At 64.8% G+C, this 20315-nt stretch carries 21 protein-coding genes, 1 tRNA gene and 2 pseudogenes; 8 read left to right on the top strand and 16 right to left on the bottom strand.

Translation table 11 applies throughout. The annotated features are described in order from the left end of the window. The first annotated feature begins 30 nt into the window (after window positions 1–30). Window positions 31–258: a hypothetical protein gene (locus tag QM019_RS00895; protein WP_282851545.1), complete on the top strand. Its 228-nt coding sequence runs from the start codon at window positions 31–33 to the stop codon at window positions 256–258. Here the strand turns inward: QM019_RS00895 and QM019_RS00890 are convergent. From QM019_RS00890 to ku, 7 genes are all read right to left on the bottom strand, one after another. Next, complete coding sequence (locus tag QM019_RS00890; RefSeq protein ID WP_282851498.1) at window positions 255–740, bottom strand: CinA family protein; 486 nt, start codon at window positions 738–740, stop codon at window positions 255–257. The genes QM019_RS00895 and QM019_RS00890 overlap by 4 nt on opposite strands. Window positions 741–800: 60 nt before the next feature. Beyond that, window positions 801–1811, bottom strand: a complete 1011-nt coding sequence (locus QM019_RS00885; protein WP_282851497.1) for a DNA topoisomerase IB — start codon at window positions 1809–1811, stop codon at window positions 801–803. Between the two features lie 12 nt (window positions 1812–1823). Then, on the bottom strand, window positions 1824–2936 hold the full coding sequence (locus QM019_RS00880; RefSeq protein ID WP_282851496.1) for a carboxylate-amine ligase: 1113 nt from the start codon (window positions 2934–2936) through the stop codon (window positions 1824–1826). Next, window positions 2936–3145 carry a hypothetical protein gene (locus tag QM019_RS00875; RefSeq protein WP_282851495.1) on the bottom strand — a complete coding sequence of 70 codons (210 nt, stop codon included), beginning with the start codon at window positions 3143–3145 and terminating at the stop codon, window positions 2936–2938. Before QM019_RS00875 ends, QM019_RS00880 begins: the two co-directional genes overlap by 1 nt. A 130-nt stretch (window positions 3146–3275) precedes the next feature. Next, window positions 3276–3548: a CDGSH iron-sulfur domain-containing protein gene (locus QM019_RS00870; RefSeq protein WP_345961008.1), complete on the bottom strand. Its 273-nt coding sequence runs from the start codon at window positions 3546–3548 to the stop codon at window positions 3276–3278. After that, a complete protein-coding gene (locus QM019_RS00865; RefSeq protein WP_282851493.1) occupies window positions 3476–4522 on the bottom strand; it encodes an iron-containing redox enzyme family protein in 1047 nt (348 codons plus the stop codon). The genes QM019_RS00870 and QM019_RS00865 overlap by 73 nt, the downstream gene beginning before the upstream one ends. 284 nt (window positions 4523–4806) lie before the next feature. Beyond that, a complete protein-coding gene (ku, locus tag QM019_RS00860) occupies window positions 4807–5649 on the bottom strand; it encodes a non-homologous end joining protein Ku (RefSeq protein ID WP_282851491.1) in 843 nt (280 codons plus the stop codon). On the opposite strand from ku, the gene QM019_RS00855 reads away from it, so the two are divergent. After that, window positions 5554–8109 carry an ATP-dependent DNA ligase gene (locus QM019_RS00855; RefSeq protein ID WP_345961007.1) on the top strand — a complete coding sequence of 852 codons (2556 nt, stop codon included), beginning with the start codon at window positions 5554–5556 and terminating at the stop codon, window positions 8107–8109. The genes ku and QM019_RS00855 overlap by 96 nt on opposite strands. A gap of 91 nt (window positions 8110–8200) precedes the next feature. Next, window positions 8201–9080 (top strand): IS5 family transposase gene (locus tag QM019_RS00850; RefSeq protein ID WP_282851490.1). Its coding sequence is split into 2 segments (ribosomal slippage): window positions 8201–8548 and window positions 8550–9080, totalling 879 coding nucleotides; the frame shifts between segments, so codons are not numbered across the junction. 57 nt (window positions 9081–9137) lie between these two features. On the opposite strand, the pseudogene QM019_RS00845 reads toward QM019_RS00850, so the two are convergent. Next, window positions 9138–9464, bottom strand: a pseudogene (locus QM019_RS00845) (transposase); the annotation flags it as partial. A gap of 147 nt (window positions 9465–9611) precedes the next feature. Here QM019_RS00845 and QM019_RS00840 point away from each other — a divergent pair. Continuing rightward, a complete protein-coding gene (locus QM019_RS00840; protein WP_282851489.1) occupies window positions 9612–9908 on the top strand; it encodes a WYL domain-containing protein in 297 nt (98 codons plus the stop codon). 350 nt (window positions 9909–10258) lie between these two features. Here QM019_RS00840 and QM019_RS00835 read toward each other — a convergent pair whose 3' ends face one another. The 3 genes and pseudogenes from QM019_RS00835 to QM019_RS00825 all read right to left on the bottom strand — a co-directional run bounded on the left by QM019_RS00835 (window position 10259) and on the right by QM019_RS00825 (window position 12809). Then, window positions 10259–10483: a hypothetical protein gene (locus QM019_RS00835; protein WP_282851488.1), complete on the bottom strand. Its 225-nt coding sequence runs from the start codon at window positions 10481–10483 to the stop codon at window positions 10259–10261. A 54-nt stretch (window positions 10484–10537) separates the two neighbouring features. After that, a complete protein-coding gene (locus QM019_RS00830; RefSeq protein ID WP_282851487.1) occupies window positions 10538–11215 on the bottom strand; it encodes a DUF6766 family protein in 678 nt (225 codons plus the stop codon). Window positions 11216–11485: 270 nt separating this feature from the next. Next, window positions 11486–12809: pseudogene (locus tag QM019_RS00825) on the bottom strand (ISL3 family transposase). Between the two features lie 38 nt (window positions 12810–12847). Here QM019_RS00825 and QM019_RS00820 point away from each other — a divergent pair. Continuing rightward, window positions 12848–13075, top strand: a complete 228-nt coding sequence (locus tag QM019_RS00820; RefSeq protein ID WP_282851486.1) for a helix-turn-helix domain-containing protein — start codon at window positions 12848–12850, stop codon at window positions 13073–13075. A 37-nt stretch (window positions 13076–13112) separates the two neighbouring features. Here the strand turns inward: QM019_RS00820 and QM019_RS00815 are convergent, their stop codons facing one another. Then, window positions 13113–14405: a glutamate-5-semialdehyde dehydrogenase gene (locus QM019_RS00815; RefSeq protein WP_282851485.1), complete on the bottom strand. Its 1293-nt coding sequence runs from the start codon at window positions 14403–14405 to the stop codon at window positions 13113–13115. Between the two features lie 30 nt (window positions 14406–14435). Beyond that, window positions 14436–15623: a glutamate 5-kinase gene (gene proB / locus QM019_RS00810; RefSeq protein WP_282851484.1), complete on the bottom strand. Its 1188-nt coding sequence runs from the start codon at window positions 15621–15623 to the stop codon at window positions 14436–14438. Window positions 15624–15659: 36 nt separating this feature from the next. Here proB and QM019_RS00805 point away from each other — a divergent pair, with 36 nt between their 5' ends. Further along, window positions 15660–15992, top strand: a complete 333-nt coding sequence (locus tag QM019_RS00805; protein WP_193128276.1) for a thiamine-binding protein — start codon at window positions 15660–15662, stop codon at window positions 15990–15992. Here QM019_RS00805 and QM019_RS00800 read toward each other — a convergent pair whose 3' ends face one another. Both QM019_RS00800 and QM019_RS00795 read right to left on the bottom strand, forming a co-directional pair. Beyond that, window positions 15993–17216: a glycosyltransferase gene (locus QM019_RS00800; protein WP_282851483.1), complete on the bottom strand. Its 1224-nt coding sequence runs from the start codon at window positions 17214–17216 to the stop codon at window positions 15993–15995. A gap of 72 nt (window positions 17217–17288) precedes the next feature. Next, on the bottom strand, window positions 17289–18197 hold the full coding sequence (locus QM019_RS00795) for a DMT family transporter (protein WP_282851482.1): 909 nt from the start codon (window positions 18195–18197) through the stop codon (window positions 17289–17291). A 51-nt stretch (window positions 18198–18248) separates the two neighbouring features. Between QM019_RS00795 and def the strand changes: the two genes are divergently transcribed. Continuing rightward, window positions 18249–18821 carry a peptide deformylase gene (gene def / locus QM019_RS00790; protein ID WP_282851481.1) on the top strand — a complete coding sequence of 191 codons (573 nt, stop codon included), beginning with the start codon at window positions 18249–18251 and terminating at the stop codon, window positions 18819–18821. Window positions 18822–18825: 4 nt separating this feature from the next. Continuing rightward, complete coding sequence (locus QM019_RS00785; protein ID WP_282851480.1) at window positions 18826–20079, top strand: APC family permease; 1254 nt, start codon at window positions 18826–18828, stop codon at window positions 20077–20079. A 59-nt stretch (window positions 20080–20138) separates the two neighbouring features. Here QM019_RS00785 and QM019_RS00780 read toward each other — a convergent pair. After that, window positions 20139–20211 (bottom strand) — tRNA-Asn (locus QM019_RS00780). Between the last annotated feature and the right edge of the window lie 104 nt (window positions 20212–20315).

Here is a 20315-nt window from a genome sequence, read left to right as displayed (position 1 = left end):
GCGAGCGTCGCTAGGAATGGAGGCACGGCCATGAACAAACACTCGGAAAACGACCAGGACGTCGAATACAGCACGACGGTCAAGACAGGTAACGGATCAGACCAGTCGAACGACGACGTCGTGAGTGACCCGGCTCTCGACGACCGAGTTGGCAATGATTGGGCCGACGAGGGCGGCGCCACACCGGTCGGCCCCGCCACTTCGACGGCCGCGGACGACGTCGACGTGGATGAAGAAGAAGAGGGCTCCGAGGGTTAATCCGACATTCGAGACAACAGCGCTTGGAACGCTGCACGAATCGTCTGTTCCATGACTTCAACCGGCTCACCGTCGAAGCGGTGGAGTTCGCTCTGCGGGTCCTCATTGCGCACACACGTTGCGAGGTAGACCGTGCCTGCCGGTTTGCCTTCCTGCGGTTCCGGGCCGCCGACGCCGGTGACCGCAACCGAATAGTCGGCCCCGAGCAGTTCCAGAGTCGACCGGGCCATGGTCTCGGCCGTTCGGGCGGTAACTACCGGACCCTGCGGTGCTTCCAGTAGCGAGTATTTCACCTCGGGGTGGTATGCCACAACCCCTCCCCGATACCAGTCGCCGGCGTTGGATGCGGCTGAAATCGCTGCCGCGAGCTGCCCGCCCGTCAGTGATTCAGCCGTCGCAACGCTTTGGCCCGTTGATTGAGCGGCCTCGGCGAGTCGTCTCACGATTCGATCCACTTCGTCGTCGAGTGCGGCATCTGGCATGGCTACTCCTGTCTTTCTGGGCTCTTACCTACTATGGTCGCGGCATTTTCTCGTTGCACACTATCCCGAGGTCTGACTCTCCAGCTCTAGCAGGCGCATCGCACGCTGTTCGGAATCGGTCAAATTTTTTCGGGGGTAGATGCGCGCCTGCCGCACGCGGTCGAGTATCTTCGGATGCTCGGCCGCGTCGATCACCCGAGGATCCACATATGAGGATCGAGTAACGGCCGAGGTATTGCCGAGGCGTGCGGATGCGGCGGCGATTGCGTCTCGGAGGCCCTTCGCACGAGCTTTTTCGGACTTGACCTCCGAGGGGTCCACGTTGAGCAGCGCGTCGGCCACCAGCACAGTGCCGCCCCAGGTGCGAAAGTCTTTCGCGGTGAATTCGTCGCCCATATGCCGCTTGACGTATGCATTCACATGCCGACTGCGTAGATTGTGCACGACGCCATCCTCGTCGAAGAACCGAAACACTTCCGGGCCCGGAAGCTCGGTCAGCCGTGCGATCAGCCGGGCGATTCTCGCGTCGGAAACGCGACGCCGCTGACGCTTCCCGCTCTTCCCCATGAAGTCGAACTCGACGGCCGAGGAAGTCGTCGTGAGGTGCTCCTCACGGAGAGTCGTGACGCCGTAGCTGCGATTGTCCTTCGCATATATTGGGTTGCCTACTCGAAAGAACTGGAGGTCGATCAACCGGATCACGCACGCGGTGACTCGGTCGCGACTCAGTCTGCGGCGTCTCAGATCGCGATCCACACGCGCTCTCAGGCGCGGCAGCGCTTCACCGAAACGCAGCATACGGTCGAACTTCCGGCGATCCTGCCTCCTGCGAAAGGAAGGGTGGTAGATCGTTTGCGTACGGCCAGCCGCATCGATGCCCCGAGCGAGCACCTTCGCAGAGGGCGCTTTCTCGATCTCCACCTGCTCCCAGGCCGGAGGTATGACGAGCGCTTCGATACGTTCGATCTCCGCACGGTTCGTGATCTTCCGTTTGCCCAGACGGTAGATGAACTCATCACCATCTTTTTCGCGTGAAATAGGGAGCTTCCTCCCCCTTCGCCGGGTCGCCATCGGCGTCACCGGTTAGGCAGCTGCGTCCGCGACACCCGCGGCACGATACAGCTCCAAGAGTCCGGCCATCCCAGCGGATTCATACGCGGCTCGCTGCCGGTTTGCGGGATCGCCTCCTTCGCGAAGCCGGCGCAGATAACGATCGATTCGATTGCGATCACCGAACCGGTCGAGCTCGGTCTCGATCGTGCCGAGCATTCGGTCGACGAGATCGAACGCCGGCGACGACTCCGCACTTAGCGGGTCAATGAGCTCGGACCCGAGCCCATTCCGTGCCGCTGTCCAGTTCGCGCCGTTCACGATCGCGAGCGGGTACTGAGGGCGAGATATCCCATTCGTGTAGTCCGCCAGCGCGCGATCCACAAGGGCACGTACTATCACGGCGAAGGCCACCGCATCGCGCGCTTCGAGCTGCGCATCCGCGATCCGCAGCTCCACCGTCGGGTAGTTCGCCGAGAGCCGGGCCACCCATGTCAGCAGGCCCGCGTCGGGAACGATCCCGGTCTCAATCAAACTGGCCACGGAGCGCAGATAGTCCTGCGCGTTCTCGAAGCCATGCGGGTAGCCGGAAACGGGCCAGGCAAGGCCCATGACGTGCCGCCAGCTCGCGAACCCGGTCGTCTCGCCGCACCAAAGCGGCGAATTCGCGGTCATCGCGAGTAATACGGGCGCCCAGCGCGCCAATCGCGCCAGCACTTCGATGCCGGCATCGGGCGAGGGCACCTCGACATGCACGTGCATGCCTGTCGAGTATTGGTGGGCAGCCGCCTCCCGCATCTGCAATTCGATCAGGTGGTAGCGCCGCTTCGGCGAAACGGTTCCGGCGGTCTCACCGCCGGTCGCGGGCAGACCCGTGCCCGCGAGCACCACCCCCCTGAACGACGCTTCACGTGACGCGAGGACGCGGAACCTCATGAGGGACTCTTCTGCCTCATAGGCCTCGTGACACACGGGTGTCGCAGTCTCGATCTGGCTCGTGAAGTACTCGTGCTCGGTCTGTCCCGCCCGTTCCGGCATTGCCAGGATGAGTTCCGCAGCGCGGTCAACGGGCCTTCCGTCGGCCGCGTCGAGCAGCAGGTATTCCTCCTCCACCCCGAACGGGCGGGGATACTTCGCCGCCAGCATCAGTCACTCGTTTCGGTGCCGCGACGAGCGGGCGATGATGCCACATCGTCGCCAAGTTCTTCGAGAGCATTTCGGGGATCACCGCTCGTCGTCTCGACGGACTGCTCCTCCTCGGGGGTCACCGCCGGCTCCTGCTCATCGCGGTGCTCGGTGACGACGAGATCTTCCTCTTCGCTCTTGTTCTCGTTCTGCTTCCAGATCTCGGCCATGATCCTTCTCCTTTGCAGTCAGACTGCCACTTTGTTCCGTATGAATTGGTAGAAGCATACGAGGTCCATTCTGTCCCGTCAGGGGCTGACGCGGGGGCCGGCCGCGGGTGATGGTCCGAGGCACCAGCGCTCAGTCGTCCGTGCGAAAGCCGGCAGCTTTGTGCGTGCCATCGCAGAACGGTTTGATGCTCGAGAGCCCGCACCTGCACAGGGCCACAGTTCGACGCTTCCGCTCGATCGGTTCACCGTCGGTCGTGCGGAGCTCGAAGTCGCCGCGCATCAAAAGGGGCCCGTCAGGGTAGGGCGTGACGCTCACGGGCTCCTTCTCGCTCACGCTGCCCTCCGGCCCCGAAGAGAAGACCGCCCATTCGACCAGCTTTCGAGGATGTGGTCGCCCATCCATCCATCCACGGCGAGACAGGCAGCAGCACCGAACATGATGTCGGGAAGCAGCTCGGGGCGATCCTCAACCAATGCGCCCGCCATATCGCGGGCCGCGATCTGCTCATGCACCGCATCTGCCTCGACATGCTCGTCGTAGTAGTCTGTGACTTCCTCATCGAATCCAAGGCGACGCAGGCCGTCGCCATACATTCGACACGGAATCGAAGAGGTCATCTCGAATGCGGCGAGGTGACCGACGATCGCGCCCAAAAGCCGCCGGTTGAGACCGAACATCGACATCGTGTTCATCGAGGCGAGCGTGATCGCGGGCACATCGTCGAGATAAGCGCCGTAGTTGTCGTCGAGCCCGGCGCCGCGCAGCGTGGCGGCGTAAATCTGTGCATGTACCCGGTCGGGCCGACCACCGCCGTACTCATCGGATTGGATCTCGACGAGCGCGGCCTTCGATCGGCCTCGCAGACGCGGGATCGCCCAGGAGTGCGGATCCGCTTCTCGCAGCGTGTAGATGGAGCGCTGCATGAGAAACTCGTGCGCCTGCTCCAGCGTCGCCTTCTTCGCGAAGTAACGTGAGAGGCTCGGGCCCGACTCCGCGCCGGCCAGTTCGAAGAGCGCCCGGGCGACTTCGTCCGCATTCGCTTCCGGTAGCGCTGGCACCGGCACGCGGCCTCGAAGCTCCTTCTCGAAGGCATCTTCCAAGATTCGACGCGTCGCGATCAGATCCGCATCCCATTCGTGCTCGGCCGAGAGTTGCTCGAGCGAGCCGTAGAAGACGGCATACAGCAGAAAGAGCGCGAACTGGAGGTCGTCATCGTTCGCGATATCGTGCGATTCACGGGCGGTGCTGCGCGCGAGTTGCAGGTACGCAGGGGAATCCTTCTGCGCCGAAGCCGTCAAGCGTTGCAATATCGCCGTGCTCAGCGGGCCACGAGGCGAAAGAACGGCCTGCGACGACGGAAGAGGGGTAGTGGTCACGGGAGCCTCCTGTTATATGTGGTGGTCTAGATTCAGGATCGCACAGGCGCACCGCGCTGTCTCAGTCAGGTCGTCTCAGTTCGTCGGTGCGCCCTCGATCCCGGCGCAGGCCCAAACGTCACGAGCGCGATCCCGGCCATCGTGAGCATCGCTACGGCCATCAGCTTGAGCCGTCGCGTGCCGAGACAAGGGGGCGGCTGGCTCGGCTCGCCGCTCTTCGGTCGAGCCTTCAAGATTTCTGGTCGCTCCAGACCTGCCCGGATGCATGAAAGTTATACCCGAGACTATGAGGCGCGTGTCGCGCGCTTCTTCGAGGCGCTCGTCTTGCGAGTTCCACGCCTCTTCGTCTTGCGCGACCTCTCGACGCTCTGCTTAAGTGCATCCATGAGGTCGATCACCTCGACGCCTTTGTCCTCTTCGTCGCCGAACGTCTCATCGGTGTCGATCGCATCGCCTGCTCGCCGTTTGGCCTCGATCAGCTTTCGCAGCTGCTCCTGATATTCGTCTTTGAATTGCTCCGGCTTGAAATCGTCGGTGAAGCTCTTCACGAGCGCAGCGGAGAGCTGCATTTCCTTTGCGGAAATGCGCACGCTCTGGTCGAGCGACGGGAACTCGGCTTCGCGGATCTCGTCGGGCCAGAGCAGCGTCTGCAGCAGCAGCACATTATCGCGCACGCGCAGCGCGGCGAGCCGCGTCCTCTGACGCAGCGCGAACTTCACCACGGCGGTTTTCTCGGTCTTCTCGAGCGTGCGGCGCAAGAGCACGTATGCCTTGGGGGATTTTCCCGATGGGGCGAGGTAATAGCTGCGCTCGAACAGCATCGGGTCGATCTGCTCTGAGGGAACGAATTCGACGACCGATATCTCGCGATCACGCTCCTGAGGGATGGAGTCGAGTTCCTCCCGGGCGAGCACGATCGTCTCTTCCTCGTCTGCATACGCGCGCTCGATGTGCTTGTAGGGCACGATCTCGCCGCAGATTTCGCATCGGCGCTCGTAGTGGATCCGGCCGCCGTCTTTATCGTGCACCTGATGCAACTCGACGTCGTGATCCTCGGTCGCGCTATACAACTTGACGGGCACATTCACGAGCCCGAAAGAAATCGCTCCGCTCCAAATAGCTTTCATGCCTACAGTAGAACTCACTCGCCTGTCAAAGGACTAGCGGTAGCGCGAAAGGCGTTTCAGCATGTATGCATGGCGAAACGAGACCAGGCAGTCAAAGTGGGCGGGCACCGGATCAAGGTTTCAAACCTCGACAAGGTGCTCTACCCCTCCACGGGAACGACAAAGGGCGATGTCATCGCGTATTACAGCGCGATTGCAGAGACCATGCTGCCGCATTGCCGGGATCGGCCGGCGACGAGGAAGCGGTGGCCCGATGGTGTCGGGCCCGACGGCACGGGTGGCTCGTTCTTCCAGAAGGACCTCGGCGACTCGGCTCCCAACTGGCTGCACACACGCGAGGTCGAGCACCAGGATCACGTCAATACATACCCGCTCGTGAACGACGAGGCGACACTCGTCTGGCTCGCACAACTCGCCTCACTGGAGGTTCATGTGCCCCAGTGGCGCTTCGATGCCTCGGGGTCACCCCAGAACCCGGATCGCATGATCTTCGACCTCGACCCCGGCCAGGGAGTGCCATTCAAGAGCTGTGCGAAGGTCGCGTTCATGATTCGCGACATTCTTCGCGACATGGGCCTCGAATCGATCCCGGTGACGAGCGGCAGCTCTGGCATCCACGTGTACGCGGCTCTCGACGGCACGCAGACCTCGGATCAGATCTCCTCGGTCGCGAAAGAGCTCGCGCGCTCGCTCGAAGCGGACTATCCCGACGACATCACCAGTTCGATGAAGCGCTCACTGCGACCCGGCCGCGTGTTCATCGACTGGAGTCAAAACAATGCTTCGAAGACCACCGTCGCACCATATTCACTGAGAGGCAGGATCGCGCCCACCGTCGCAGCACCGCGCAGTTGGCGCGAACTCGCATCGCCCCACCTTCGCCATCTCGAGTTCACCGAAGTTCTCGACCGGGTGGAGAAGCGGGGCGATCCTCTCGCAGACCTGGTGAAAGGAACACCCGTCCACAACGACCGCCTGCAGAAATATCGCTCGATGCGCGACGCCTCGCGAACGCCCGAACCGGTGCCCGGACCTTCGATTGATACGCAGTCGGAAGATGCCGCCTCGGAGGACGTCCGGCGCGCCCTGCCGCAGTTCGTGATCCAACGGCACGACGCCCGACGCCTGCACTATGACTTCCGACTCGAGCACGAGGGTGTGCTAGTAAGCTGGGCGCTTCCGAAGGGCGTGCCCACGGACCCGGCTAAGAACCACCTCGCAGTGCCGACGGAGGATCACCCGTTCTCGTACCGCAAATTCGAGGGCGAGATACCGACGGGCGAATACGGCGCGGGCCAGGTGCGCATCTGGGACGCGGGAGAATACGAGCTCGAGAAATGGCGAGACGATGAAGTGATCGCGACGCTGGTCGGTCGACCCGGCGGTGGGCTGGGCGGGAAACGACGCTTCGCGCTGTTTCGCGCGGGCGAGTCCGGTGGCAAACCGCGATGGATGATCCACCTCATGGAGCCTCTCCGCTCAAGAGACCGTGAAGATGCCGCAGAGCTCACACCGATGCTCGCGGAGGTCGGTGCATCCGAGACCCTCGCCCGACTCGACCCCGGGGAATGGGCGTTCGAAATGAAGTGGGACGGCATCCGTGCAATCGCCCTCGTCGACGGCGAGCGCACAACGTTGCGCACCCGCTCAGGGTCTGACGTCACCTCCGCATACCCGGAACTCGCGAACCTCGCCGCCGCAGCGAACGCCGAACAGGTCGTGTTCGACGGTGAGATCGTCGCCTTCGACCCGGATGGCGCCCCGAGCTTCGACCTCTTGCAGCAACGTTTCGGGCTCACGAAACGACGCGATATCGAGAAGGCGAGAAGGAGCGCCCCCGCCACCTATCTGATCTTTGATGTGCTGAGCGTGAACGGTCAAGACTCTCGTTCACTCCCCTATCGGCAACGCAGTGAGCTCCTGAAATCACTCGTCGAACGAATTGAAACGGTGCCAGTAGTCGTGCCCGACGCATTCGACGGGCCCCCGGAAGACGCGATGGAGGCGAGCCGCTCCCTCGGCCTTGAAGGAGTCGTCGCGAAACAACAGCAAAGCCCCTACCGTTCGGGCGAGCGCTCCCCCGAATGGCTGAAGTTTCCGTTCATCGCAACGACCGAGGCCGCAGTGATCGGCTGGAGAGAGAGCACGGCTGATTCGCACGGGCTGGCCTCCTTGCTGCTCGCCACGCGCGATAGCGATGACGAGTCCGGTTGGAAGTATGCAGGCCGGGTCGGCACTGGCTTCTCGACGAAGGAGCGCCGTGCGATTCGCGCGCGGCTCGAGCCATTGGAGCGGAAGGCGCCGGTCACTGAGGTGCCGTCCGATGTGAGGCGCGACGCGCACTGGGTGAAGCCGAAGCTCGTCGGCGAGGTCACTTCAAAGGGCCGCACGAGGGCAGGGCGCTTTCGTCAGCCGGTCTGGCGTGGCTGGCGGCCCGACAAGCGCCCCGACCAGACCTAGACGCCATGAGTGGTTGAGCGTGGGGCCTGCGCTCATAGCGCCTAGGGCGTGTCTCGTAATTAATTGTGCTTGGAGCTGGAATCGTGGCGGTATGTCACGATTCCAGCTCCTTTCTGACGAGCAGTGGGCCCTGATCGCGGACTTGCTCCCGTCGTCCGCGGGCCGGCCAGGTCGACCGTTCGCGGACGCCCGGACCATGGTCGAGGGCATCATCTACCGCTACCGGTGCGGGATCGCGTGGCGTGACCTGCCCGACGTGTACGGGCCCTGGCAGACCGTGTGGCGGTGGCACCGCCGCATGGCCGGGGACGGCGTGTGGGACCGCGTCCAGGCCCGCCTGCACGAGCACGCGCAGCAGCGCGGGCTCGTGCACTGGGACGTGTCCGTGGACTCGACCATCGCCCGCGCGCACCAGCACGCGACGAACGTGACCCGCCGAAAAAAGGGCCTCGTCGAATTACAAGAATCTGCTGACTGAACCCATCGATCACACCGTCGGTCGTTCTCGTGGCGGGTTGTCCACGAAAACGCACCAGCTCGTCGACGGGCACGGCCTGCCACTGGTGACGATCTGCACCGCGGGACAAGACGGCGACTCGCCCATGTTCATTCCGCTGCTGGAACAGTTACGCATCGGGCGGCGCACCCGGCCGGACGCGGCGTTGGGTGACAAGGCGTACTCGTCCCGCGCGAATCGTGGCTACCTGCGGGCCCGGCGGGTAACGACAGTGATCGCGCAGCCCGCGGACCAGCAAGCGAACCGGAAACGACGCGGGTCGCGTGGGGGTCGGCCGGAGAATTTTGACGCAGCCCGGTATCGGGGCCGGAACGTGATCGAGCGGGGCTATTGCCGGTTAAAGCAGTGGCGGGGCCTAGCGACCCGGTATGACAAACTCGCGATCGTGTACCGGGCCGCGGTCGTCCTGAACGGTGTCATCGCCTGGCTCAACCATTTACGAGACACGCCCTAGACGGTATGTAGTGGCCCGTCTGGCGTGGAGGGGTTGCGGGCCGGGGCCTCACTCACAGATGGCCTCCGTTGGGCCGTTGCTCGTTCCGGGGCGGTCGAAGAACGCGAGGATGTCCGCGGCGCGCTGCTTCAGCGTGCGGCCGAGGCGACGGATCTCTTTGAGCAGCGCGGGGACGCCGTTGCTGACAGAGTCGATCACCGCCCGCATCATCTCCTTCGCCTTGTTCTTGTCGGGTTCGCGGTAGGCGGCGACGATGCGCTGGTAGATGCCCCAGGTCGCTTCGACCTCGACGTGCTCCTCGGCGGCGAACACCGCGTCGAGCCGCGCGGTCTGTTTCTTGGTGAGGAAGCTCGCGCCGGTGTGGAGGGTGCGGCGGACCCCGTAGCACGCCTCGCAGACGACAGCGCAACTACCGTGAGAGCCAAGCTTGAGCGACTCCTGCCTTCCAGCCTGCGTCAACGAGCCGTCGCCGCTGCCGCGGCCACCCAGGTCGTCACCGCCACGCACGCGGTCGATTGGCCCGCCCTGGGGATGATCGCGGACACCATCGCGGTTGTACAGCATCTGGGCTTCGCATACACCGACCAACACGGCCACGCGAGCAACCGGATCGTTCAGCCGTACCGCCAGGTCCTGCGCCACGGCATCTGGTACCTAGTCGCCTACGACACGCAGCGTGAGGACTGGCGCCTGTTCCGCATCGACCGCGTCCACGAACCTGAGCCCCGAACGCCAGCACCGGGATACGAGGCCCACCCCTTCCCTGACGAGTCCATCCACCGCTGGCTCATCACCGACTTCGGACGCGCCGCACAACACGTCAACTAACGTCCTCGGTTAGTACAGCTAGCGCGCCGTGGCGTCGTGGGAGGGGATTACCCTCTCACCATGAGCAAGCAGCGTGCTGATGGAGCGGATGAGATCATCGCCCGGCTCGAGCGGCAGGCGCGAGAGGAACACCCGCTCGCAGAGACGGTGCATCCCGGTCAGGTGTGGCGGGTACATGGGCATGCCACTCGCACGATTGCGTGGGTCCGGTATCTAACGCCGGCGGCCGGCGTTGGGCCGGCTTACCACGTCTATCGAGACACGACGGGGCTGCGGCCCTGGGTCAGATCGTTCCAATCACTGAACTCAGCTGTCGCCTGGGCAGTGCAGCACGTTCCCGAGCTAGCGTGTCATTCGTAGCTGCGGCGGATCCAGGCGATCTGTTCGCCGGCCTCGAGCTGGATCTTGGCGATCGCCTCGGCGCTCGTTGGAGCGTCGATCAGCTCGGCGCGAGGCGGTGCAGGCTCAGAATGGACGGCGGCAGCGCGCTCGGACTCGGGAAGGGTGCTCGCTGCTTGCGCTACCAATTTCTGTGACGTATCGCGAGTCCACGATTGGCGGTTTGCCTGGCTCAAGCGGGTAGTCAACCGGACTCGGGATCACGCGCCTAGAGGAAGGGTAGATGCTAGCTACTCGGCCTCCACCGAGCTTTGGTGATGGGGCGCGCCAACGGGTTTCGATTCTGGGGAACCGCGCTGCCGGAGGAAGATCGAGAACGCGACCATGCTGCCCACCGCGAGCAATTCTGATTGCCAGTTTTGCAGCGTCCGGTTCCAGAAATCTGGCGACAGAATGTACTGACCGAAAGAGACTGCGGCCTCCCCGTGCATCGCTTGCTCCTCATTGAAGGCAACGGTTCCAGCCACACCTTGCGCGAGCCAAGAGAGTAGGAAGATGCTTCCCATCACGATCAGCAGGGAGTTGCTGTAGAGAGTGCGGCGCCATCCCGAGACTTTCGCCCACCGCGGGGAGTCGGATCGGCTGTACTCCCCCACGAGCTGCTCCTGGTCGCTTCCCAGGCCTTCGTCACCGACTTTCTTCGATTCCGGTGAGCCTCGCTGGACGAGCCAGACGGTCGCGAGGATGAACAGGAAGAACTGCAAGAACTCGGATTGCCAGTTCTCAGCCACGTCCACGACGAAGTCGGAAGAAGTGACGAACGCGGCCCAGTCGACCACGGGAAGATCGTGGCTAGCCTGGTCTTCGTTGTAGGCGGCAAGGCCGACGACGGACTGGGCGAACAGCGTAATAAGGAAGGCAGCAGCGAAGCCGATAGACAGAGCGTGGTCGCGGATCTTCACGTTCATCGCCCCATCAGCGGGATCGCAAACATATACAGGAGGCCGACAAGAATCATGCCAAGCCACATCCAAAACACACCCTTCATGGCCCCATGCTAACCCCTTCATGCCTTGTCGACTCAGGAACCTGGCAGGAAAAGCCGTGATGGTGCCGCATAAACGCAGAGAATGGTCCCGCCAGAGAAATCTGACGGGACCATTCTATGGAGCGTCGCACGCGGCGAGAACACTCGCCGCTATTGGGTCTGGTGCAGGAACAGGTGACATCAAACAGGCTCATCGCGAATGAGAGTGTAGGAGCGGTCTGAATCCGCCGGCTTCGAGGAGCGATCTGGCGACGTAGTGCGTGAGGTTCCGGAAGCCGAGGGCGGAACCGCGAAGGTGCTCGAGCCGGCCGTTGATGGCCTCCGTTGGGCCGTTGCTCGTTCCGGGGCGGTCGAAGAACGCGAGGATGTCCGCGGCGCGCTGCTTCAGCGTGCGGCCGAGGCGACGGATCTCTTTGAGCAGCGCGGGGACGCCGTTGCTGACAGAGTCGATCACCGCCCGCATCATCTCCTTCGCCTTGTTCTTGTCGGATTCGCGGTAGGCGGCGACGATGCGCTGGTAGATGCCCCAGGTCGCTTCGACCTCGACGTGCTCCTCGGCGGCGAGCCACTCCTTGAACACCTGCTTCGAGCCGCGCGGTCTGTTTCTTGGTGAGGAAGCTCGCGCCGGTGTGGAGGGTGCGGCGGATCCCGTAGAGCGGGTCGCCGGCGTGACCGCGGTGCCCGAGTGTGTCTTGCTGGATGCGCTGCCGGGTCCGGTCGAGCGCGTCGCCGGCCAGGCGGACGACGTGGAACGGGTCCATCACCGGGACCGCGTCGGGGAGCTCTTCGGCCGCGGCGGTCTTGAACCCGGAGAACCCGTCCATCGCGACCACCTCGATCCGGCTCGACCACTCCGCAGGCCGGGCGGCGAGCCACTCCTTGAACACCTGCTTCGAGCGGCCCTCGACCATGTCCAGCAGCCTGGCCGGGCCCGTCTTGTTCCTCGCGGGGGTGAGGTCGATGATCACGGTCACGTACTTCTCGCCAAACCGTGTGTGACGCCAGACGTGCTCATCGACACCGATCGTGGTGACCCCGTCGAACCTCGCCGGGTCGTCGATCAGGCGACGCCTGCCTTCGGCGATGATCGCGGTGTTCGCGGTATGCCACGACACCCCGAGCCCTGCTGCGGCGCGGGAGACGGTGAGGTGGTCGACCACGATCGCCGTGAGTGCCCACCCGATCCCGCCGCGGGAGATCTTCTCCCTCGGCGCCGCCGCCTTCGACGTGTCCTGCCGCCAGGTCCGGCGGCAGTGCGTGCACCGGTAGCGGCGCACCCGGACCAGCAGCGTCGTCGGCCGATGCCCGAACGGCTCATGCGCCAGCGGCCGCGTCACCGTGTCACGCGGCACGCCCTCCGGGCCGCACTTCCGACACCACGGGTCGTCCTCGACGACGCGGCACTCCAGCACCGCCCGATCAGCCTCGAGCAGCTGCCCGACGGCTTGAAGGCCGAGCTCGTCGAGACGGCAGAACGTGGTCAGGTCAGGGGTCACGAACGTAGGGTGGTGCAAGTCTAGGTCTTCCGGCGGACGCAGCCGAGCAAAATATCGTGCGCACTGCTGAAGCGATGTTCGTCCACCCAAACACGATCCGCTATCGACTTGCCCGAATCGAAGATGCACTGGGCGAATCTCTCGCATCCGCTTTCACGATATCGAACTTGATACTTGCCTTATATCCGCAGATCATCGGGCGCAGCGCCGAGTTGCGCAAGCTATTTGAAGGCGGAGGTACCGCGGGTGAAGGTGGCGTTCATACCCCAACGATCCGTGACTGAATAGGAATACGTGTATTCCCGTAGGCAGGAGTCCAGGCTACGGCCGCACCTGCCCGTTACCCTCGACGATCCACTTCGTGGTGGTGAGTTCAGCGAGGCCCATCGGGCCACGCGCGTGAAGCTTCTGCGTCGAAATGCCAAGCTCGGCACCGAGGCCAAACTCGGCGCCGTCGGTGAAGCGCGACGACGCGTTGACCATGACCACGGCGGCGTCGACCTCGTCGGTGAACTGGTTCGCGGCGGCGAGCGATTCGGTCACGATGACCTCGGTGTGGCCAGTCGTGTAGCGGCGGATGTGCTCAATCGCGGTATCGATCGACGGCACGACCTTCGCCGCGATGTCGAGCGAGAGGTACTCGGTCTCCCAGTCGGCATCGGTGGCCGCAGTGGTGGCCGAATCTGCCGAGAGCTGCTGCGTGACATCGTCGGCGTGCACGGTCACGCCCTGCTCGGTGAGCGCAGCGGTGACGAGGGGCACGAACTTGTCGGCGATGCCCTCGTGCACGAGCAGCGTCTCGACGGCATTACAGACGCCGACGCGCTGCGTCTTCGCGTTGAGGATGATCGGCAGCGCTTTTTCGATGTCGGCCGACTCGTCGACGTAGATGTGCACGTTGCCGGTGCCCGTCTCGATGACCGGCACCTTCGACTCGAGCACGACCGTCTGGATGAGCGCCGCGCCGCCGCGCGGCACAAGCAGGTCGACGAGGCCGCGCGCCTGCATCAGCGCCACGCCACCCTCGCGGCCGTACTCGTCGATGGTCTGCACGAGGGAGGCCGAGTAGCCTTCGGCGACGAGTGCATCCTGCATCACCTGCACGATGGCCCGGTTCGTCGACATCGCCGCCGAGCCACCGCGAAGAATCACGGCGTTACCCGACTTCAGTGCGAGGCCGGCCGCATCCACCGTCACGTTCGGGCGAGCCTCGTAGATCATGCCGACGACGCCCATTGGCACGCGAAGCTGGCGCAGGCGCAGGCCGTTCTCGAGAGTGGAACCACGCACGACCTCACCCACGGGGTCGGGCAGGTCGGCGACGTCGCGCAGGGCCTCGGCGATGGTCGCGACGCGCTCCTTGGTGAGCTGGAGGCGGTCGAGCAGGCCATCGCTCATGCCGCGTTCCCGGCCGCGAGCCATGTCATCTTCGTTCGCGGCAACGATCTCAGCTGCGGCCGATTCGAGGGCCGACGCGATCGAGAGCAGCATGTCGTTCTTCGAACCGCTGGACGCGCGCGACAGCTGAATCGATGCGGTCTTAGCTCGCTGCGCGGTTTCACGCACCGCGCGCACCGTGTCAGCGTTGATCGTGGAGGCAGCCGTTTCGGTCATACCCACCAGTCTAGATCGCGCGGGGCATCCCTAGTCGAGCACCGGAATGCCTGACTGCGTCACCCGTCCCGTGACGATGTCGGTCACCGTGGGGCTCACGAGCGTGAGCTCGTCGCGGTGCACGACCGAACGCACGAAGTCGTCACCGAGGCTTGCGCGCATTTCGTCGGTGCTGCGGCCGAGCATCTGCGGCAGCTCGCTCGAGTCGAAGTTCGAGATGCCGTGAGCGATGGCGTCGCCGGCCTCGTTGACAACCTCGACCGGGTCGCCCGCGGCGAATTCCCCATGCACCGAACGGATGCCAGCCGCGAGTAGGGATGCGCCCCGATCCCGCAGTGCGCGCTCGGCTCCCGGGTCGACGACGAGACGACCGTACATCTGGGCGGCGTGCTCGAGCCACACCTTGCGGCGGCGCGAACGGCCCGACGTCGGCACGAACCAGGTGCCCACATCCATGCCCTCGAACGCGGCGCGAACATTCGGCGCGCTGGTGAGCATGACTGGGATGCCGGTCGTCGTCGCCATCTCAGCCGACTGCAACTTCGTCACCATGCCGCCCGTACCGAACGCCGAACCCCGGCCCGTTACCTCGACCCCCGCGACATCCTCCATGCGCTCGACGGTCGCGATGCGTCGGGCCCCCGACTGCTTCGGCGGGGCGTCGTAAAGCCCGTTGACGTCGGTGAGCAGGATAAGCGCATCGGCTTGCACGAGTTGGGCCACCAGCGCCGCGAGGCGGTCATTGTCGCCGAAGCGCAGCTCGCTCGTGGCGAGCGCATCATTTTCGTTGACGATGGGCACGGCGCCGAGTTCGAGCATGCGCTCAAACGCCTGAGCGACGTGCCGATACCGGTCACGGCGCAGGGTGTCGGCCGCGGTCATGAGGATCTGCCCGACTGTAATTTCGTACGCGCTGAACGCGTCGGTGTACTGCGCCATGAGCACGCTCTGACCCACAGCTGCGGCGGCCTGGGCGCCGGCGACGTCGCTTGGCCGCACGTCGTAGCCGAGCGGCATGAAGCCGGCCGCGATCGCACCCGAGCTCACGAGCACGACCTGCTTGCCCGCAAGTGACTGTTCCGCGAGCACGTCGACAAGTTTCCGCAGCGCCGGTACGTTGAGGCGGCCATCCGCTCGCGTAAGCGACGACGAGCCGATCTTGACGACGACCCTCCCTGCGTTTGGAAGTTGGCTGCGGTCGACGATGGGCGATGTCATGTCTCTATTGTGCCGTGCGCACGGCACAATGAATTCATGATTGCAGCGATCTCCATTGCCCCCTCCGGCCCCGCGAGCGACCCGTCGGTCACCGCCGACGAGGCGGGCTCGTATAGCAACGCCGTCGCCGCGGTCGTGCGCGTGATTCGCGCGAGCGGGCTGCGCAACGAGACGACCGCGATGTTCACCTCGATCGAGGGCGAATGGGACGAGGTCATGGCCGTCGTCAAGGCGGCGGTCGACGAGGCCGGTCGCTATGGTTCGCGGGTCTCGCTCGTACTGAAGGCCGACATTCGCCCGGGGCACGACGACGAACTCACCGGCAAGGTGCAGCGCGTCGAAGCGGCCCTGCAGCAGCTCGGTGACTAGCTAGCGCTTCGGCAGCCCGTCGAGTGAGTGGTCCTGCTCGTTGACCGAATCACGACCGACCGACTCCACCGACTCGCCACGGTAGAGGCGCTCGAAGAGCTCCATCGTCGTGTCGATGTCGTGCGCCTGCACGTCTTTCAACCCCGCGCGACCGAGTGCCTCGCGCTCGTCGCGCGGGAGGTCGAGCACGCGCTGAAGCTTCTCACGCGCATCCTCGACGCTGCCGGGCTCGAAGAGCAGCCCGGTCTCGCCGTCGTGCACGAGGTGCGGCAGCGCCATCGAGTTTGCGGCGACGACGGGCAGGCCTGAAGCCATCGCCTCCATCGTCGCGATCGACTGCAGCTCGGCGATCGAGGCGATCGCGAACACCGTCGCGTCGGCGTAGATCGTGCGCAACTCCTGGTCGGTCACGTAGCCGTGGAACTTTGAGCGGTCAGCAACGCCGAGGTCTTTCGCGAGCTTCTGCAGGTGTTGCAGTTGGTCGCCCGTACCGACGATGTCGAAAAAGAGGTCGTCGCCCTCGAGCTTCGCGAACGCCTTGAGCAACACGTCGATCTGCTTCTCGCCAGTCACGCGGCCGACGAAGAGGATGCGCTTCGGCGACTTCTCTTCGAACTTCGGCGTGTAGTTGCTCGTGCGTAGCCCGCACGAAATGGCGAGTACGTCGTGCAGGTTGCCGTTCTGCTCGAGGAAGTCGGCGGCACGGCGCGTGGGCGTCGTCAGCGCGGCTGTCTCGGCGAACGTCTTGTGGGCATCGCGCCACCAGATGCCCGATGCCCATCCCTGCAGAAACTCCGGGATATACGTGTGCTCGAGCATGTTCTCGAGCATGAGGTGGTTCGTGCCGATGATGCGGATGCCCCGGGATGCGCCCTCGCGCACCGCCGCGCGACCGAGCACGACCGCGGACTGGTAGTGGATGACGTCGGGCTGCACACGGTCGAGCACCTCGCGCATGTGCGCCCGGGCGCGCCACGGCTTCACGTAGCGCAGCCAGTCGTGCGGCCACCAGCGGTCACTCGGCAGGCGGTGCACCGTGATGCGCTGCCCGTCGTATTCCTCGTACCAGGTGCCGTGCCGCTTCGAGGCCGCCGGGGTCACGACGTGCACGTCGAGGCCGCGCGCCGCCATGCCACTCGCGAGATTCTGCGTAAACGTCGCCGCGCCATTGACGTTAGGCGGAAACGTGTCGGCGGCGATCAACAGTCGAAGCGGCGAAGTCATGAAGTCCTTTGTCATCTACCAGATGCGCGCACGGGCCCTCGTGGGGCGGCTGGCACGGGCTGAACGTCGAGTCTAATTGCCACGGCCGAGCGCGTGGTTGCGCACCGCCGACACCTCGTCATCCGACTGCGTGAGCTGCAATAGCAGCACGCCGATGATGGCAAGGGCACCGAGCGCGACGAAGAGGATGTTGACGAGCAGGTTCGCGCCCTCGGTTTCGCGGAGCACCACGATGCCGATCGTCACTGCCACGAGGGGATCGATTACCGTGAGGCCGGCGATGACGAGGTCGGCCGAGCTCGAGGCGTACGCGGTCTGCACGAAATAGCCGCCGACCAACAGCGAGATGACGACTCCGGCCGCGCAAGCGAGAAAGTACCAGCCGTAGTCGCCCTGCTGCCAGCGCGCGAGCACGACTTTGGCGAGGGTCACGAGGAAGCCATACATGACGCCGCCGGCGACGACGTAGAACAGGCTGCGCCACTTGGTGCGGCGTACGAACACGAACGCGATGCCAAGCAGCACGACGAGCGCGGCGAGGATCACGAGGACGACGATGAGCTGCGGCTCGGTGATCTCTTTGTCGACCGCGACCGACGAGGCCACGGCAACGAAGCCGCCCACACCGGCGACACAGAGTGTGATTGACAGCGCCTTGCGCCGACCGACCGGCATGCCGCTCTGCTTGGCGGTGATGACGGCCGTCAACACGAGCGAGATGACGCCGATGGGCTGCACCAGCACGAGCGGCGAAAACAGGAGTGCGCCGAGCTGGCAAACCACCGCGACTCCGAGCAGCAGCGTGCCCGAGAGCCAAGTCTTTGACTTAAGCAGGCGCAGAAAGCTGCGGAGCCCGAGGCCTTCGCCGCCATCGCCGTTGCCCGCCGCATCCGCCCTGGCCACGCCGCGGTGCTGCAGCATCGCGCTGACCGACATGAGGACGGCGCCGAGGATCGCGAGTGGGATGCCGAGGTACTGCACCCGCCAGATTGTACGGCGAGCAGGGAAACGTGGCCCAGATACACTCCAAACATGAGCGTCCTTCCCATTCGCATCTACGGAGATGCGGTGCTGCATACCCCTGCCCGGCCGGTTGATGAGATCACCGACGAGATCCGCGAACTCGTCACCGACATGTACGAGACCATGGCCGCCGCGCCGGGCGTCGGCCTCGCCGCGCCGCAGGTTGGCGTGGGCAAGCGGGTGTTCGTGTACAGCTGGGAGGACGAGGACGGCAGCGAGCACCGTGGCGTCGCGATCAACCCGCAGCTGTGGCAGGCACCGCTGGTGCCCGAAAGTTTCGAGGAACTTGAGGAATTCGAAGAAGAGGGCTGCCTCTCAGTGCCGGGTGAGCGCTTCGAGCTCCGCCGCTCCCCCGCCGTGCTGCTCCAGGCGACCGACCTCGAGGGCAAGGCCTTTCAGTTGCGCGCCGGGGGCTGGCTCGCGCGCATCCTGCAGCACGAGTACGACCACCTCGACGGCGTGATCTACGTCGACCGCCTCGCGGTGCCCAGTCACAAGCAGGCGTTCAAGATCATGCGCAAGCGCGGCTGGAATGTGCCGGGCAAGTCGTGGCTGCCCGGCGAAGAGAAGCTCGAGGGCTAACGAGGTGACCCAGCCGGCGCTCGAGCGCAAACTCGGCCTGTTCGGTGCAATGAGCATCGGCCTCGCGGCGATGATCGGGGCCGGCGTTTTCAGTGTCTTCGGGCCAGCCGCTCGGGTTGCTGGCGAGTGGCTGCTGCTCGGCCTGGCGCTCGCGCTGCTCGTCGCGGCCTGCAACGCCACCTCCACCGCGCAGCTTTCGGCGAAGTACCCGACTTCGGGCGGCGCCTACCATTTCGGCAGCCAGGAACTCGGCGCCTGGCCCGGGTTTATCGCGGGCTGGGGCTTCGTCATCGGCAAGACCGCCTCAGCCGCGGCGATGGCGCTCACGCTGGGCGCGTATCTCGTACCTGACCTGTTCTGGCAGCGGGCGATCGGGCTCGTCGCCGTAGCGCTCGTCGTGGTGCTCAACCTCGTCGGCATCACGCGCACCGCGCGAGCAGCAGCGGGCATCGTGACGCTCGTGCTGACCGGCCTCGCGGTGATGCTGATCGTCGCGTGGACGACCACGCCGACCTCCGACGCGACCTTCGTGCTCGTCCCCGACGCCTCGATCTATGGCGTGCTCCAGTCGGCCGGCCTGATGTTCTTTGCCTTCGCGGGGTACGCGCGCATCGCGACCCTCGGCGAGGAGGTGCGCGACCCAACCCGGGTGATCCCGCGCGCCATCATCACGACGCTGGTGCTCGTCGCCGCTCTCTACGTGCTCGTAGCGGTCACGCTGCTGGCTCGACTGGGGCCGCTGCGCCTCGCCGCGTCGGATGCTCCGCTCGTCGACCTCGTCTCCGGTGCGCCGGGCGTTGGCATGGTTGTGGTCATCACGGCCACGCTCGCATGCCTGGGGGCCCTGCTTGCGGGCGTCGCGGGCATTACTCGCACCGGCCTCGCGATGGCGCGCAACCACGATCTGCCGGTTGTGCTGTCGCGCCTGTCGCCGAGCCACAACGTGCCGGCGCTGCTCACCATCGTGGTCGGCGTCGCCGTAGCCGTGTTGATCCTTATCGGCGACATTCGCGACGTCATCGGCTTCTCGAGTGTCGGCGTGCTCGTGTACTACCTCGTCGCGAACCTCTCGGCGCTCCACCAGCGCGGCGACGATCGCCGGTATCCAAAGTGGATGCAGCTGCTCGGCGCGGCGCTCTGCGCCGTCCTCGTCGTCACGTTGCCCGTGTGGTCGGTCGTCGGAGGGCTCGGGGTGCTCGCCCTCGGCGTCGTCGGTCGGTTGATCTTCCGACGGGGCAGGGCCAGCGCTAAATCGTAATTACGGCCGTAGCCTTGGGAAAAGAAGGATGCCCTCCGCGCGAGGGCGGAGGGCAGAAGCTCCCCGAGTTGGACTCGAACCAACAACCTGCCGGTTAACAGCCGGCTGCTCTGCCAATTGAGCTATCGGGGATGACAACTCGAATAGTCTAACATCACCTGACGCGCAATGTGAAATCGGCCGCCGAGTCGCCCCGCTCGCATCCGATCACCAGTGGATGCGCCCCAGAGCGAGGT

The organism is Gulosibacter sediminis (assembly GCF_030011715.1).
GTDB classification, from domain to species: Bacteria; Actinomycetota; Actinomycetes; order Actinomycetales; family Microbacteriaceae; genus Gulosibacter; species Gulosibacter sediminis.
This window is presented reverse-complemented; position numbering and strand designations above follow the sequence as displayed.

What these genes read in the sequence shown, in the direction of transcription:
- QM019_RS00875 (WP_282851495.1), bottom strand. Translation starts at nt 3,145, where the DNA reads ATGGCCGAGATCTGGAAGCAGAACGAGAACAAGAGCGAAGAGGAAGAT.
- QM019_RS00880 (WP_282851496.1), bottom strand. Translation starts at nt 2,936, where the DNA reads ATGCTGGCGGCGAAGTATCCCCGCCCGTTCGGGGTGGAGGAGGAATAC.
- ku (WP_282851491.1), bottom strand. Translation starts at nt 5,649, where the DNA reads ATGAAAGCTATTTGGAGCGGAGCGATTTCTTTCGGGCTCGTGAATGTG.
- QM019_RS00870 (WP_345961008.1), bottom strand. Translation starts at nt 3,548, where the DNA reads ATGGATGGGCGACCACATCCTCGAAAGCTGGTCGAATGGGCGGTCTTC.
- QM019_RS00840 (WP_282851489.1), top strand. Translation starts at nt 9,612, where the DNA reads ATGATCGCGGACACCATCGCGGTTGTACAGCATCTGGGCTTCGCATAC.
- QM019_RS00895 (WP_282851545.1), top strand. Translation starts at nt 31, where the DNA reads ATGAACAAACACTCGGAAAACGACCAGGACGTCGAATACAGCACGACG.
- QM019_RS00815 (WP_282851485.1), bottom strand. Translation starts at nt 14,405, where the DNA reads ATGACCGAAACGGCTGCCTCCACGATCAACGCTGACACGGTGCGCGCG.
- QM019_RS00805 (WP_193128276.1), top strand. Translation starts at nt 15,660, where the DNA reads ATGATTGCAGCGATCTCCATTGCCCCCTCCGGCCCCGCGAGCGACCCG.
- QM019_RS00890 (WP_282851498.1), bottom strand. Translation starts at nt 740, where the DNA reads ATGCCAGATGCCGCACTCGACGACGAAGTGGATCGAATCGTGAGACGA.
- QM019_RS00830 (WP_282851487.1), bottom strand. Translation starts at nt 11,215, where the DNA reads ATGAACGTGAAGATCCGCGACCACGCTCTGTCTATCGGCTTCGCTGCT.
- proB (WP_282851484.1), bottom strand. Translation starts at nt 15,623, where the DNA reads ATGACATCGCCCATCGTCGACCGCAGCCAACTTCCAAACGCAGGGAGG.
- def (WP_282851481.1), top strand. Translation starts at nt 18,249, where the DNA reads ATGAGCGTCCTTCCCATTCGCATCTACGGAGATGCGGTGCTGCATACC.
- QM019_RS00885 (WP_282851497.1), bottom strand. Translation starts at nt 1,811, where the DNA reads ATGGCGACCCGGCGAAGGGGGAGGAAGCTCCCTATTTCACGCGAAAAA.
- QM019_RS00800 (WP_282851483.1), bottom strand. Translation starts at nt 17,216, where the DNA reads ATGACTTCGCCGCTTCGACTGTTGATCGCCGCCGACACGTTTCCGCCT.
- QM019_RS00855 (WP_345961007.1), top strand. Translation starts at nt 5,554, where the DNA reads ATGCAACTCGACGTCGTGATCCTCGGTCGCGCTATACAACTTGACGGG.